The sequence below is a fragment of the Bradyrhizobium sp. UFLA03-84 genome (assembly GCF_002289535.1).
Lineage (GTDB): Bacteria > Pseudomonadota > Alphaproteobacteria > Rhizobiales > Xanthobacteraceae > Bradyrhizobium > Bradyrhizobium viridifuturi.
Map to the genome: position 1 here is coordinate 40,319 of NZ_NSJY01000020.1, position 14,823 is coordinate 55,141.

14 protein-coding genes and 1 pseudogene are annotated in these 14,823 nt (G+C 58.3%); 4 read left to right on the top strand and 11 right to left on the bottom strand.

The genetic code is table 11. From position 1 onward, the window contains the following. Positions 1-696: 696 nt before the first annotated feature. The 11 genes and pseudogenes from CK489_RS42495 to CK489_RS39415 form a co-directional block, all read right to left on the bottom strand. Positions 697-1,152 carry a hypothetical protein gene (locus CK489_RS42495; protein ID WP_245350747.1) on the bottom strand — a complete coding sequence of 152 codons (456 nt, stop codon included), beginning with the start codon at positions 1,150-1,152 and terminating at the stop codon, positions 697-699. Positions 1,153-1,154: 2 nt separating this feature from the next. Next, a complete protein-coding gene (locus tag CK489_RS42500) occupies positions 1,155-1,478 on the bottom strand; it encodes a hypothetical protein (RefSeq protein WP_244522103.1) in 324 nt (107 codons plus the stop codon). Between the two features lie 464 nt (positions 1,479-1,942). After that, complete coding sequence (gene fdxB / locus CK489_RS39375) at positions 1,943-2,242, bottom strand: ferredoxin III, nif-specific (protein ID WP_050627269.1); 300 nt, start codon at positions 2,240-2,242, stop codon at positions 1,943-1,945. A 3-nt stretch (positions 2,243-2,245) separates the two neighbouring features. Beyond that, positions 2,246-2,455 carry a CCE_0567 family metalloprotein gene (locus tag CK489_RS39380; protein ID WP_050402963.1) on the bottom strand — a complete coding sequence of 70 codons (210 nt, stop codon included), beginning with the start codon at positions 2,453-2,455 and terminating at the stop codon, positions 2,246-2,248. 8 nt (positions 2,456-2,463) lie between these two features. After that, a complete protein-coding gene (locus CK489_RS39385) occupies positions 2,464-2,928 on the bottom strand; it encodes a NifX-associated nitrogen fixation protein (RefSeq protein WP_050402962.1) in 465 nt (154 codons plus the stop codon). Positions 2,929-2,934: 6 nt separating this feature from the next. Continuing rightward, entirely contained in the window at positions 2,935-3,330 is a 396-nt protein-coding gene (nifX, locus tag CK489_RS39390; protein ID WP_050402961.1) for a nitrogen fixation protein NifX, read from the bottom strand. Continuing rightward, the gene (gene nifN / locus CK489_RS39395) at positions 3,327-4,733 is read right to left on the bottom strand and encodes a nitrogenase iron-molybdenum cofactor biosynthesis protein NifN (protein ID WP_095736098.1); all 1,407 of its coding nucleotides are present in this window, start codon (positions 4,731-4,733) and stop codon (positions 3,327-3,329) included. Before nifN ends, nifX begins: the two co-directional genes overlap by 4 nt. A gap of 9 nt (positions 4,734-4,742) precedes the next feature. After that, positions 4,743-6,389, bottom strand: coding sequence for a nitrogenase iron-molybdenum cofactor biosynthesis protein NifE (nifE, locus tag CK489_RS39400; RefSeq protein ID WP_050402958.1), 1,647 nt, complete (start codon positions 6,387-6,389; stop codon positions 4,743-4,745). Positions 6,390-6,485: 96 nt separating this feature from the next. Further along, a pseudogene (gene nifK, locus CK489_RS39405) lies at positions 6,486-8,042 on the bottom strand (nitrogenase molybdenum-iron protein subunit beta). 66 nt (positions 8,043-8,108) lie between these two features. Next, positions 8,109-9,611, bottom strand: coding sequence for a nitrogenase molybdenum-iron protein alpha chain (nifD, locus tag CK489_RS39410; RefSeq protein WP_050627270.1), 1,503 nt, complete (start codon positions 9,609-9,611; stop codon positions 8,109-8,111). A gap of 378 nt (positions 9,612-9,989) precedes the next feature. After that, positions 9,990-10,871, bottom strand: coding sequence for a LysR substrate-binding domain-containing protein (locus tag CK489_RS39415; RefSeq protein ID WP_050627323.1), 882 nt, complete (start codon positions 10,869-10,871; stop codon positions 9,990-9,992). A gap of 137 nt (positions 10,872-11,008) precedes the next feature. Here CK489_RS39415 and CK489_RS39420 point away from each other — a divergent pair, with 137 nt between their 5' ends. The 4 genes from CK489_RS39420 to CK489_RS39435 all read left to right on the top strand — a co-directional run bounded on the left by CK489_RS39420 (position 11,009) and on the right by CK489_RS39435 (position 14,821). Continuing rightward, positions 11,009-11,758, top strand: coding sequence for an SDR family NAD(P)-dependent oxidoreductase (locus CK489_RS39420; RefSeq protein ID WP_095736099.1), 750 nt, complete (start codon positions 11,009-11,011; stop codon positions 11,756-11,758). A gap of 20 nt (positions 11,759-11,778) precedes the next feature. Then, the gene (locus CK489_RS39425) at positions 11,779-12,624 is read left to right on the top strand and encodes a transketolase (protein ID WP_095736100.1); all 846 of its coding nucleotides are present in this window, start codon (positions 11,779-11,781) and stop codon (positions 12,622-12,624) included. Further along, the gene (locus CK489_RS39430) at positions 12,621-13,631 is read left to right on the top strand and encodes a transketolase family protein (RefSeq protein WP_050627271.1); all 1,011 of its coding nucleotides are present in this window, start codon (positions 12,621-12,623) and stop codon (positions 13,629-13,631) included. The genes CK489_RS39425 and CK489_RS39430 overlap by 4 nt, the downstream gene beginning before the upstream one ends. 164 nt (positions 13,632-13,795) lie before the next feature. After that, positions 13,796-14,821 (top strand): TRAP transporter substrate-binding protein, encoded by a 1,026-nt coding sequence (locus tag CK489_RS39435; protein WP_050627324.1) that lies wholly within the window; start codon positions 13,796-13,798, stop codon positions 14,819-14,821. Positions 14,822-14,823: the final 2 nt, after the last annotated feature.

The window sequence follows — 14,823 nt, forward strand, 5'->3', positions numbered from 1 at the left end:
TAGCATCTACTTGCATTCGTTGCTCGCCTATCGCAAGGGCTCTGCAGTGTTGCTGTGCCTTGTGCTGCAAAAACCGTCGGAGCGCTGCTCGGCGTTCGCGCAGCCTTAGCGGTACCGTACAGCTTGTCCGGCTAGCAGAACCGCAAGCGCGTGCGCAACTCGTTGCTCCTGGTGTACCGGTCCATTCCGCCTCCCAGCGTACGCGCATTGGCGCTGCCGCGCGTCTCTATAGAACTGATGTTCTATTGTACCGATAATTTCGTCCATGCGCTGGAGAGCCCGACAAGACGCTCGATCGTACGCTGGAACGCCCGTTTGGTCGCACACCCGATGGCACACCTCGCGCTAGCCGTCGCAGAACGATTTTCAAGATCGCCAATTTCGCAATCCGTTCAGTGATACCAGATTCAACGGAAGTACTGACATCGTGAGCACAATCGGTTCCCGCATTTGCCTCAGATTGCCGCTCGAAAGCCGGATTAAAACAGGCCCTCTCCCAAACCGCGCACCAAGGCACTACTGGCTCGGCGAAGCAGGCCCCCGGCACGTATGACACAAGGCCGGCCAACTCCACCAACCAACTCGCGAACCGGCATCTGGCAAGGGAGCGCGACGTGGCGCGCGCTCCCTTCAAGGCTACGCCTCCTGCTCATACGCGAGCCAGGGCGAAAACCCATCAGTTCCGCCGCACTCCCATTATTCCGGATCGTCTTCAACAGCCATTCGTCGAAGTTCACGCTCCAAATAAAACGAAGGATCATCGTCAGATGAGTCCGACTCAATGCTCTCTCGATGACCGCTGCGGGCTTCTTCGACCTTGGAAAGATATTTTGCAGGCTTGCCTACTCGCTGCCACTCGCTGTTCTCGTTCTTCGTCCACACTTCGGGTTTCTGATGAGGGTCGAGCACCCAGTGATTGCGACCCACGTGAACAAAACCCGTTTCAGCTAGAAGGGGCTCCATCCCCGGTCGGGCAGGACGCGACAATACCAATGGATGATCGCCGCCCAATCGCAATTGATGCTCGAGCAGGATATCGCCTGCGTTTTCGACAAACGGCTGAGTAACGCGTAGATCTACTACGGACGTGATATCGTTACGCCCGAACTGTTCTCGAAACCGGTCTCCCTTGATCCGGACCGGGCCACCCACTGCTAGCAGGCCGACACTTTCGTCACCCAGCTGACAGCTGAAGAACTTCCGGGGTTATTCGGGTCGTGGTAAGTGTTGGCATGGGCTCCAGCAACAGTTGCAGCCCACTCAGCTTTCCTCGAAACAAACTCTGAATACTCTTGTGGATTGTCGGCGATGTCCCTGATATCGCGACGCAAGTATATCTCCACGAGATTCATGAAGTCTTCTTGTTCGTCGATTTTGACAATGGTTGGATCGGAACTCAGAGAGTATGGCGCCGCTGCCCCCCGACGATGCCCCACCTCGCTCCATGCGCGCAACTGTTTGCGCAAAACGGGGGCCATCTCCCGCCTCGCTCGAATCATCAGCCTGATAAGCGCTTGTGGACGGGCTGGATGAGCCAACGATTCTGCCATACATCCGGATCGCTATCCTATCGGCGAATTGCACGCAGTCGGGCTCGTGCCGCGCAAGCTCCGCAATGAGGATATACAATCTCTAGCTGATCACAAGCTTACCGCGCCACCGGCCCACTACGGAGTCGGCAAGGCATCCACCGGAAGACAGACAACGACTCGGCCGCCTTAAGGCTCCACTGGATAGGTGAACCGCGTGTCCCTTCTCGCTGACGGGCGGTCAACGACGTGCCGCTCGACGTTGTTGCTCTCAACCAGTACTAAAATCCCCGATGAGGTTTGAGCACGATGGCCTGATCAAAGATACGAGCTCACTGATCACGAGCGCGTCACCCGCCCAGGTAGCACATGTGATTGCACTATCCTCTGCTGCTGGACGAGGGGGTCTTCGCTTATGTGACCTCAGCTCCGACTGAGGTGTGGACCTGGCAATTGGCCGGGCACACCCTTGCGCAGGCGCCGCAGCCGATGCAGGCGCCCTGATCATTTAGAACCATGATCTTCTTTTCGATCTCATCGTCCGCGTCATCGTCTAAATCGACAAGCTCGCCCTCTTCGCTGATTCCCTTCAAAGTCATGACATCTCGACCGCACACCTTGAAACAGCGCCCACAACCGATGCACTTCTTGTCATCGATCGACGTCAAGTATTCCGGTATCCACTCGCGGCCATCGCGCGCTGCAAATGACATAAGTCAGCCCCTTTGGTTATTTTCCAGCGCCTTCAAATCATGGCTCTTGCGCTCGAGTTCGGCATAGGCATCGTACGCCTTCTCCGCCACTGTCATGATCGAGCCCCAGTTGACAGGCAATTCCTCCGACAGATCGTGCAAATCCATTTTCGCTTGCAGCGCTTTTCCTGACAGCTTCTTCAGTTCTGCTTTCAATACTTCACGATCACTCATGAGCGCCCTCAATAGTTCGCCACGTCCGGAAATCTGCGAACCATGTCGATTCCGTCGTTGACATATTTGTCGCCTTCCTGTGCAAGCTTTACGAGATTAACGAAGCCAAAACGATGCACATCGCGTAGCTGCTTGTTCACGGCGATCAGGCGCCCTGCGACCAACACCACGCGGCCGAAGCCTTCATGATGCAGCTTCATAATGGGCTGGACCATCACGCCGGTGGCCCTCTCGATCGAGAGCGCGACCGCGTCGAAGAACAACTCAAGCCGCCACAGCGTGTCGGGATCGGGATCGCCGACAATCGGCAGGGCGCGCCGCTTCTCCTTGTTCAAGACATAAGGTTCGAGTAGGTCGAGATCGCTCTTGTTCGTCCAGGCGCCGTTGGCATCCTGAGCGCGCCACATCCGGATTAGCTCGATGAGGAACGGCGCGTCGATGCTGCTACCCTGCCGCACTATTTCTTCGGTCATCTCACCTCATTCGTCGAACTCAAACGCGCGGCGCTGGTCCTTGGCCATGGCCTTGCGCAGCCAAGGAGGTGGCGTTCCCTTCAGTACTTCCTGAAGCTTTTCAAGCAGCATCAGGATGCTTTCCGGCTTGCTCACCTTGATAGGATGGATCTTGTTGGCCACCACCCTCGCGGCACCAGCACCGCCGATTGCGGCGACATAGAGAATTACACAATCCTTAATTGCATCGATCTTTGGCGCCAACTTATCGTCGTTGCCATCTTCCTTGAGATCGCCCTCAAACTCAATTGCTTTAATAAAGACGTGCCCACCCGGCGCGACATCATAGATTGCGATATTCTTCGCCCAACCAAAATGTGCATCGACCCGTCTAAGATCTTGCGTAGCGAATGCGACCTTCATGCCGTCAACCTCCCAGCTGCGTCACTCGAGCCGTGGCCGGCTCGTCGTGGCAGTGCGGCCGGAGCCCGCCAGCTATCCGGCGTAGGCTGGTGGTTCTCCTCTCGGTCAGCAATTACGAGATTGGCGATATCGAAAATCATATCGCGCGTACCACGATAGCCGACGGATAGCTGGTGTCCTGCACCAAGCCGATCGAACATCGGAAAACCCGCGCGATAGAACGGAATTTTCAAACGAGCCGCCGCTTGCCTGCCATGCGAATGCGTGACCAGCAGGTCGCATTGTTTGGTTCTGGCGAGCTCCTCGAGATCCTCGAGATCACCGATGAAGACTTCCTCGGCCTTGACTCGCTCAATAACCACCGACTGCGTGGTTGTCACTGCTGCGGTCACCTGCGCGCCCATGTCATGCAGCGTACTGGACAGGTCGAACAGGAGGTCGGGCTCGGCGGCGATCGCAACTCTGCGACCACCAATATGGAAGTGCGCGTCCAGCATTGCATCGGTGAGCTGGCCACGCTGCCGCCGATATTTCACCGGTACGGGCCGGCCGCTGATCTCGCTCAAAAAGGTGATAAATTCGTCGTTGGGATCGAGACCACAAAGCCGTTCGAACAGGCGAAATGGCACGTCGGCCTTGGCCTGCAGGACCTCCGCCGCGCGTCGCATCTGTGCGCCAATTGCGATCGTCCATTGAGCGCGTCCCATGCTCGCAATTTCGTCGACGCCGATGCCGCCTATGGTTGTCGGCGTAAACTCATCGGGGATATGCCCATCAAGCGAGCCTGCCAGATCAGGCAAAAAGGACGGCCGCAAACCGAAATCCTCCAAGATGGCCCGGAGTTCGTCTAGATCACCGGGGGTGAGGTGGCATCCTGGAAGAACATTCACCCTGGACGGGTCGCGCAGTCCACTCACGCCCGGCCCCTCGACCAACGCCTCCACAATACGCGCCACAGCCTTCTCCCAGCCATCCTGGAACGCTCCCTTGAAATCTGGTGTCGAGACATAGACCATCGGCAATTTTGCAAGTTGCGGATGCTTGTCCCGGATCAGCTTGAGGTAGGCATCGACATCGTCGCCATTGGTCTCTGTAACCCCGGTTGAGCAGATCCCCACGATCTTTGGCTTGGCTCGGCTGTGGATATTGAGTATCGCCTGCTCGAGATTCTCGTAGCCACCGAGCACGGTTGCGACCTCGCTCATAGCGGTGGTTTGCAGCGGTACTGCTTCCTTGAAATGGCGCACGAAAAGCGTGAGCCCGAAGGATGTACAGCCTTGCGAGCCGTGCAGAAGCGGCATAGCCCCACGCAACCCCATAAAGGCGAAGGCTCCGCCGATCGGCTGGCTCATCTTCAGCGGATTGACCGCACAAGATTTAGTAGACGCTTTGACGAGGGCCATAACAGGTCCTTATTCTGCGGCCTGTGGCAGGGCAGATGGTGAGGCCGCCAAGATTTCCTCGATGCGTCTGTTGCAGCAGCCGCCGACCGCATTGGTGTGCTCTCTGACAGCTTCCACGCTGATCAAGCCATGGGCGGTAATCGCATCCTCGATTGTTCCGAGATCTACCTTGTTGCAAAGGCAGATCTCCTTGGCTCGGCGCGCCGTTTCGCCGAGCGCAGGATCGCAAGCGATCTCGGCCAGCGGTGATCGCATCTGCACCATCTCCTTCGCCAAGACCTGCCATGGCGCAGGTCGACGCAGCTGCTCCCACATCGGATTGGAGAGCGACTTGTCGATCTCCTCCACCAGTTTGACCATTCCAAGATAGCCCAGATAGGCATGGCACCGCTCTTGGTTGATATCGATCCAGGGCATCGCCGCCTTCAGTGCGACAAACTGCGATTTGCCGCCCGACAGCATGATGTCTGCTTCCGCTTCTTTCAACATTCTGTACATTTCGCGCGGCGTCATCTCCTCGATCATGTGGGCATCCTGCCCCATCAGCTCCTTGATGCGTTCCTTGTCCTCCCCGGTCGATTTCTTCACGCTGGTTCCGACCAATTCGAGACCGGCTTCCTGCAGTGCCGCCACGACCGACCATGACTTGACGCCGCCGGTAATCAACAAGGCCTTCTTGCCTTTGAAACGTGGCTTGTACGGTTCGATGGCAGCCCAGGCGCGCGTTTCCTCGCGCGCGATCACCGCATCAGTGCGCCCGAGCAACTCTTGGGGGGCGCCGCGCTCGACTAATAAGCGGGCGATCTGGCGAAGCGAATCACTTGAATCCTGAATACCGTAGAACGCCCCCTCGAAGAACGGGATCCCGTAGCGTTCCTTCATTTTGCGTGCGACGTTGATCATAGATTTTGAGCAGACCAACATCGCCGCCCGCGCACGATGAGAAGAAGCGACCTCGCGATACTTTCCGTCGCCAGAGATGCATGAGAGAATCCGGACTCCGAGTTCGTCCAGCAATGGCTTCACTTGCCAGAACTCTCCTGAAAGGTTGTATTCTCCGATCAGGTTGATGTCGTACGGCGTTGTGTAGTCCGGCTCCTGCGTTCCGATGACATGTTCGAGCAGGGCCTCGCCGGCGAGCTTGTTACCCAGGTTTTTGGAGCCAACGAACCCTGGGGAATTGATCGGTATAACTGGTTTGCCGAACCTTTGAGATGCAGCCTTGCAAACCGCATCGATATCGTCGCCGATCATCGCCGGGATGCAAGTCTGATAGACGAAGATCGCGGGAGGGTCCCGCTTACTGATGATTTCTGTGATTGCCTTGCACAGCCGCTGCTCGCCTCCGAATACGATATCGGTTTCGTTCAGGTCGGTTGTGAATGCGGTTCGCCACAGATTTGAGCCAGACGACGCCGAGCCGCGATTGTCCCAGGAGTTGCCTTCGCACGCAATCGGACCGTGCACCAAGTGAGCGACATCGGTAAACGGCTGCAGCGCGATCTTGGCACCGTCGAAAGCGCAGCCGCCCGCAGCACTGCCCGGCTGCAGTTGCCTGGTGCAGCCCTTCCTGCGAGCAGCCTTCGACTTACTGCCATTCTTGGCGCAGCCCGGCTCGTCGAAGATATTCTGGACCGTGGCCGCTAGCGAACTCATCCGTTTTCCCCTCAGCAAACTAATTGAGAGATTAACCGCCGTGCATTGGTGCCGTGCCACCGCCGGGTTTGGCGATGGCACGCGCACCGTTCGTCATCAGCGAATGATGTCGAAGCTGTAGTCGGTTTTGCCAAGAAGGTTGGTCTTCTTGTCGATTTCGTCGAAGATCTTGTCGAGGATCTTGACCAGCACATTCAGGCCACCCTGATAACCCCAAACGGGCGAGCGGTGATGGTGATGCCGATCAAAGACTGGAAAGCCAATTCGGATCAGTGGCGTTCCAGTGTCACGCTCGAGGTACTTGCCGTATGTGTTGCCAATCAGAAAATCGACCGGCTCGGTAAATAGGAGCGAGCGCAAGTGCCAGAGGTCCCGGCCAGGGTAGACTTGGCAGCTCTGCCCAAACGGCGAGCCTGCAAGCAGCGCCGCCATTTTTGTCTGCCATGCCTTGTTGCCGTTGGTGGAAAGCACATGGGTTGGCTCGGCGCCCAGTTCGAGCAGAAAGGAAGCTACCCCGTAGCAGAGATCCGGATCACCATAGACCGCGAACTTCTTGCCATGGATATGCGCACTGGAATCGGCGATGGCATCGACCAAGCGGCCACGCTCTCGTGCGAGTTGCTCCGGAATGTCCTTGCCGCCGATCCGCGATAACGCCACCAGCAAGTCATCCGTTGCGGATATGCCAATCGGGTAGTTGAAGGACACGACATCCTGCCCATGCCCGGCCACGAATTGCAACGTTTTCTCCGTACACCACTCCTGCATGGAGATTGTCGCCTTGGCGTGAACGGCGTTGGCTGCGTCTTCCAGCGTGGTGCCGCCGTCATACATCCGGAACTCGCCATCTGTCGGGGTGTCGAAGACTTCGGAGTTGTCGGCGAGTATGGTGTGCTGGATTCCCATCAGTTCCAGGATGCGCCTGATCTCGCGAAGGTTTCCGACGGCATAGCCATCGAAACCGCCGATGATGTTGATGGCCTGGTTCGGCCTGCGCTCCAGCTTCGGCACCGTTCCGGCCTTGCCGTCCCAAAAATGCTCCAAGATCCCCTTGAGCGCGTTGTCGTAGCCGGTGACGTGGCTGCCGACGAAGGCCGGCGTGTGGGCGAATGGCACGTCGAACTCCGCCGGAACCGAGCCCTTCTCTTTGGACGTTTTGATGAAGGCATTCAGGTCATCGCCGATCACCTCAGCCATGCAGGTCGTGGAGACCGCAATCATCTTGGGTTTGTACATGTTGTAGCTGTTTGCGAGCCCGTCGATCATGTTGTTCAGGCCACCGAATACAGCAGCGTCCTAGGTCATCGACGAAGAGACGCAGGAACACGGCTCCTTGAAGTGTCGCGACAGATGGCTGCGATAATAGGCCACGCAGCCTTGCGAGCCGTGAACGAAAGGCAGCGTGCCTTCAAAGCCGACGGAGGCGAATACGGCGCCAAGCGGCTGGCAGGCCTTGGCCGGGTTTATCGTTAGCGCCTCCCGCGCAAAATTTTTCTCGCGGTACTCCGGCGTTTTCGTCCATTCCTTGATACGCTCGACTTCGGCGGGCTCGCGGGGATCCTCGAACATCTTCTTCTTGTCCAGCATCTGCTGGTATTCTGGACCGCGGAACAGTTCGAGATGATCGAGCACGTGCTCGGCACTTTGCGCCATTATTGAGATCCTTTTTATTATCGAAATTGACTGCCCCGCTCTCCGCTGAGAGCGAGACTTGTTGCCCTATTCTGCAGCCAAGAGCTTGGCCCTCGGCGTTTCCTTCCAAGGCGCCTTCGTCTTTTTCCAGACAGGCGAGTTGACAGCCATGTCCATGTCGCGCGCAAAGATCGCAAAGCCGTCATAGCCGTGATATGGACCCGAATAGTCCCAGGAATGCATCTGCCTGAACGGCACACCCATCTTCTGGAACACGTATTTTTCCTTGATGCCCGAGCCGATGAGGTCAGGCTGGAGCTTTTCGACGAAGCGCTCGAACTCGTAGCCATTGACGTCGTCATAGATCAGCGTGCTGTCCTTTACGTAGTTCTGAGCTGTGCGCTGATAATCGTCGTTGTGGCCAAACTCGTATCCGGTGCCCACGACTTCCATCCCGAGGTCTTCGTAGGCGCCAATCACATGACGCGGACGAAGCCCGCCGACATACAGCATGACCGTTCGGCCCTCCAGGCGCGGGCGATACTTCGCAACCACCGCGTTGACCAGCGGCTGGTACTTTTCAATCACCCGCTCAGCCCCTTCCTTGATCTTGTCGTCGAAATAGGCCGCAATCTTCCGCAACGATTCTGCAATCTTTGAAGGTCCGAAGAAGTTGTATTCGCACCAGGGGATGCCGAATTTCTCTTCCATGTGGCGGGAGATGTAGTTCATTGAACGGTAGCAATGCAGAAGGTTGAGCTTGGCTTTCGGAGTTGCCTCGAGTTCAGCGAGTGAACCGTCCCCGGACCACTGCGCGATCACCCGCAGGCCCATTTCCTCCAGCAGAATTCGCGATGACCAGGCATCGCCGCCGATATTGTAGTCGCCGATGATTGCAACATCGTAAGGCGTCGGCTCGAACTTTGGCGCGCCGTTGGGCTCGAGCTTGTCGAAGATCCAGTCACGCACCGCGTCGTTGGCAATGTGGTGACCTAGTGACTGCGACACGCCACGAAAACCCTCGCAGCGGACCGGCACGATGGTCTTGCCTCCATACTCCTTGGATTTAGTTCTTGAGACAGCCTCGATATCGTCGCCGATCAGTCCGATCGGGCATTCCGATTGGATGGTGATGCCGTTGTTGAGGGGAAACAGCTCCTGGATTTCGTCAAGAACTTTGACCAGCTTCTTGTCGCCACCGAATACGATATCCTTTTCCTGGAAGTCGGAGGTGAATTGCAGGGTCACGAAGCTATCGATCCCCGTCGTACCAACGTAATAGTTGCGGCGCGATCCCCACGAATACTGCCCGCAGCCAACAGGACCATGGCTGATATGGACCATGTCCTTGATAGGTCCCCAAACCACGCCCTTGGATCCCGCATAGGCGCAGCCCCGGATCGTCATCACGCCGGGTATGGATTTGATGTTGGACTTCACCCCGCAGTCGGACTTGCCGGCCTGGTGAACGTTGAGGTGCTTGGCACGTCTTTTCGCGGTTTTCTCCGGATAGACCTTCAGCACCTCCTCGATCAGCTGTTTGTTGCGAGCCCTGATATCTGCGATACTCTGGGTCGTGGCGAGACTCATCTGATGTCCTCAAGGTTGGCTGTTGCAAGAGCGGCTTCTGACCAGAACTTTTGCAACCAGCATGCCAGCGCTTCGCGAACACAAAACCCATAACGATTAACGGCAGTTAGCGCGTCTCGCGCGGGGGCAACGCCGTTGTTGCGAACGCGACATCGCGCTTTGCTCGGAGGCTTCTTGGTTTGACCTGTTCGAAACGGAACAAGGGGAACTATGTGCGAAATGGCTCCGCTCAGCTATTCGCGCGTGTTTTCGTTCTAGACGTGAACCTATAAATCTGCCGGGCGGACGGCTTGCCAGAATCCGCTATGGCCCGATAGCGACCAAATTCCGCAGCGCGACGAAATAACGCGAAGGACGTCAGCTCCGGTTCACGCTAATTTATAAACTTGGCGCAATCTCAGACCTGATCCATTCCACGAAAGTCTGCAATGCGCGGCGCTGACGGCCAGCGCGCGGGAACACCAGATGATGACCAACGTAGCGGATGTCGGTGGAGCGGCCAGCCAGGGGCGCTATCAGGCGCCCCGATGCTATCTCACTTTCAGCCAACCGAGTTGATTCCAACGTCACGCCAACCCCGCCGCAAGCCATAGCTATTGCGAGGAAGCTGCGGTCGAATCGCATTCCATGGATCGCTGGAGGTTCGAGCCCGTTCGCGACGAACCATTGATACCATTGAACCTGCTTCACATCGGAGCGAATAAGAACTTGGCTCAACAAATCCTTTGGCTGGCGGATTCTCTTCGCGATCTGAGGAGCACACAGAGGGGTGACGGTTTCTTCGCCAAGCGGGATCACTTCGAGGCTCTCACCGCGAGGTGAACCGTAGACGATGTCCAGATCGAAATCGTCGTTCGTGAAGCGGGCGTACTCCGTGTTGGCGGCGAGCCGAACCTCCAGTTTCGGTTCGGCCGCGAGAAATTTGGTCAGGCGCGGGGCCAGCCATTGCGCTGCGAAACTTGGGGCACAATGCACCCTCAGGAGCTGCGGCCCGCGACCTGCGACTTCTTCGATCCCGCGCCGCAAATTGTCGAAGGCCGCACCGGCGTGACGCATCAGGTTCTCGCCAGCGGGCGTTAAACGGACGGAACGAGCACTCCGCTCGAACAGAACGGTGCTCATGGTGCTTTCCAGCTTGCGGATCGCGTGGCTGACGGCGCTCGGCGTCAAATGCAATTCGTCGGCTGCGTCGCTGAAGGAGCCACTGCGCGCAGCCGCTTCGAAGGCCCGGATGGCGGAGATCGGGATGCTCGACAGCAGCATACCCATAAGTGAACCAGATTCACACATCCAAGACAACTGCGCGTTTGTCCCGGCCGGCCCCTCGGCTCTAGCAATGGGGCAAGAGGACCGGCTGCCTGCGCGGCGTCCAAAACGACAGGGACAGGAGGATTCGAATGCTGCTTCGCGGCAAAACGGCGATTATCACAGGGGCGGCCTCGCCCCGCGGGATTGGCCTCGCAACTGCCAGACGATTTGCCGAAGAGGGCGCGCGGGTTGCCATCCTCGACATCGACGGGACCGCCGCACAAGCCGCCGCGCAAGGCCTCGGCGACGCTCATATCGGAATTGCTTGCAACGTCGCCGACCAGGCTTCGTGCCAGGAGGCAGTCGAAGCTGTCGTCGACCGTTTCGGCCAAATCGACATCCTGATCAACAATGCCGGCATCACACAGCCGGTCAAATTCCTCGACATCACGCCGGCCGACTGGGACCGTATCCAGGACGTCAACCTCAAGGGCATTCTGTTCCTGTCCCAGGCAGTGATCCCGCATATGCGGATGCGCAAGTCGGGATCGATTGCATGCATGTCGTCGGTATCGGCCCAGCGCGGCGGCGGCATTTTTGGTGGTCCGCACTACTCGGCGGCGAAGGCGGGGGTCCTTGGGCTTGCCAAGGCGATGGCTCGGGAATTTGGCGCCGATGGTATCCGCGTCAACTGCGTCACGCCGGGATTGATAGGCACCGACATCACTTCCGGCAAGCTCAACGACGAGATGAAAGCGAAGATCTTGGAAGGCATTCCGCTCGGACGGCTCGGGGAGGCCAAGGACGTTGCCGGCATCTACACATTTCTCGCATCGGACCTCTCGGCATACGTCACCGGCACCGTGATCGACGTCAACGGCGGGATGCTCATTCACTAAGAGCAGCAATGGAGAGACGGATGTCCACGAGTTCACTTGTCAACGCGCCTAGCCTTTCGCAGCGTGCGCGCAATATTCGCCGCAACGCCCTGCGCATGGGCGAAGTTCAAGGCCAGGGCTATATCGCGCAGGCGCTCGATATTTCCGACGTGTTGGCGGTCGCATATTTTCACGCGATGCGCTACCGGCCCGAAGAGCCTACCTGGGAAGATCGCGATCGTTTCCTCCTTTCCAACGGTCACTACGCGATCGCCCTTTATGCCGCACTGATCGAGGCCGGCATTATCCCCGAAGTCGAACTCGAGACGTATGGCTTCGACGAAAGCCGCCTGCCGATGTCGGGCATGGCGTCCTACACGCCCGGCATGGAAATGTCCGGCGGGTCCCTGGGGCTCGGACTGAGCATCGCGGTCGGCATGGGCCTCGGGTTGAAGCGCAAGGGCTCCAAGAGCCGTGTCTTCACGCTGTTCTCGGACGGAGAACTCGACGAGGGATCGAAGTGGGAAGCGATGATGTCGGCTGCACACCACAAGCTCGACAATTTGATCGCGATCATTGACGTCAACAACCAGCAGGCCGACGGCCCTTCGAAACAGATGATGGGGTTCGAGCCGTTGGTCGACAAGCTCGAGGCCTTCGGCTGGTTCGTACGTCGAGTCGACGGCAATGACCTGGACGCCGTCGTGGTAGCATTCGACGCAACGATTTCGCACCCCGAACCGCAACCGAGGATCATCGTCGCCGACACTGTCATGGGCAAGGGAGTTCCGTTCCTCGAACAGCGCGAAAAGAACCACTTCATTCGGGTCGAAGCGCACGAATGGAAGTTGGCGCTGGCAGAACTTGATGCGGGAGACAGGTCATGAAGTCGGTTACCTCAGCTTCGCCCGGGAAACCGCGGCTCACCACCTCCGCGATGATCGCGTCGATCGCCGCCGAGGGACAAAAGACGAAACCGGCGCCGTTCGGTCACGCGCTCGTCGAATTGGCCCGGAGCCGCCCCGAGGTGGTCGGCCTCACCGCCGATCTGGGCAAGTACACGGACCTGCACATTTTCGCGAAGGAGTTTCCAGACCGCTACTATCAAATGGGTATGGCGGAGCAGCTCCTCTACGGTGCGGCTTCGGGCATGGCGGCTGAAGGATTCATGCCCTTCGCTACGACTTATGCGGTGTTCGCCTCGCGGCGCGCCTACGATTTCATCCACCAGACGATTGCAGAGGAAGACCGCAACGTAAAGATCGTCTGCGCCTTGCCAGGTCTCACCTCCGGCTACGGCCCAAGCCACCAGGCGGCGGAAGACCTCGCGCTGTTCCGCGCAATGCCGAACATGACCGTGATCGATCCCTGCGACGCTCATGAGATCGAGCAGATCGTTCCGGCCATCGCGGCGCATCACGGACCCGTATATATGCGGCTCTTGCGTGGTCAGGTGCCCCTCGTCCTGGACGAGTACAACTATCAATTCAGGCTCGGCAAGGCATCCTTGATTCGAAACGGTCGGGACGTCCTGATCATCTCCTCTGGAATCATGACCATGCGGGCGCTGGAAGCCGCAAAGGAACTCGCCGGTGATAGCGTGGACGTGGCCGTGCTGCATGTACCGACAATCAAGCCGCTCGACCACGAAGCGATACTGCGCGAAGCACGGAAACCTGGCCGTCTCGTCGTGGTCGCCGAGAACCATACCATCATCGGCGGGCTCGGAGAGGCAGTTGCAGCGTTGTTGATGTGCTCCGATGTCCATCCAGTCTTCCGCCAAATCGCGTTGCCCGATGAGTTCCTTGCCGCTGGGGCGCTTCCCACGCTGCACGATCGCTACGGCATTTCGACTGCCGAAGTTGCAAGGCAGATCAAGAGGTGGCTGCGCTAAGCGCGCACCTCGATACGTCAAGTTCGACTGAGGGAAGAATCGCTTACGCGGCGTCGCCGCGAAGAACGATGGCCGCTGCCTGACGGCCGGTGCCCGAGAACCGGCCGGAGCTGCAGAAGCGTACTGCTGCCGACAACATACCGATACTCAACAAGGAGGAAGCAATGACCCAACGTAAGTCGACTGCCATCACCCGTCGCAAGTTGCTCCTGGCTGGCGCGGCCGTCCCGTTGTGCGCCATCCTCAGCCGCCCGGCCGCCGCCGCGGAGTTCACTTACAAGCTTGCGACCGGGCAGGACCCCGCGCATCCGGTGAACGCTCGGGCCAAGGAGGCCGCCGATCGCATTAAGGAAGCGACTAGCGGACGCCTGGAAATCAATCTCTTTCCGGCCAACCAGCTTGGCTCGGATACGGATCTGCTGACGCAGGTTCGCAACGGTAGCGTCGAGCTTTTCAACCTCTCCTCTCTGATTCTCGCCACCCTTGTACCCGCCGCTGGCATCGTGAATCTCGGCTTCCTCTTCCCCAACTACGATGCCGTCTGGAAGGCCATGGACGGCGAACTCGGCGCCTACATCCGCGCGCAGATCGCCAAGACGCCCGTCATGGCGGTGTCCAAACCTTGGGACAATGGCTTCCGCCACATCACGTCGTCGGGCCGTGAGATCAAGACACCGGACGACCTCAAGGGCTTCAAGCTCAGGGTACCTGCCGCACCCAATCTGACGTCGCTCTTTCTTGCGCTCGGGGCAGGACCAGCGCCGATCAACTTCAACGAGGTCTATTCCGCGCTCCAGACCAAAGTCGTGGACGGTCAGGAAAATCCCCTTCCGGTCATAGCAACGGCGCGCCTGTATGAGGTGCAGAAGACCTGCAGCCTGACGGGTCACGTCTGGGACAATTACTGGATCCTCGGCAACAAGCGCGCGTTCCAGAAACTTCCGCAGGACGCGCAAGAGATCGTGACGCGCGAACTCGATCGCTCGGCCAACGATGAACGAGCCGACATTGCAAAGCTCAGTGAATCCCTCCGCACAGATTTGTCAGCCAAGGGGATGCAATTCCTCGACGTCGACCGATCCGCCTTCCGGCAGGCGCTGGCAAAGACGAGCTTCTATGCCGACTGGAAATCCAAATTCGGCGAGGAGACCTGGGTTCAACTTGAGAAAGCCGCGGGCAAGTTGGGGTGAGT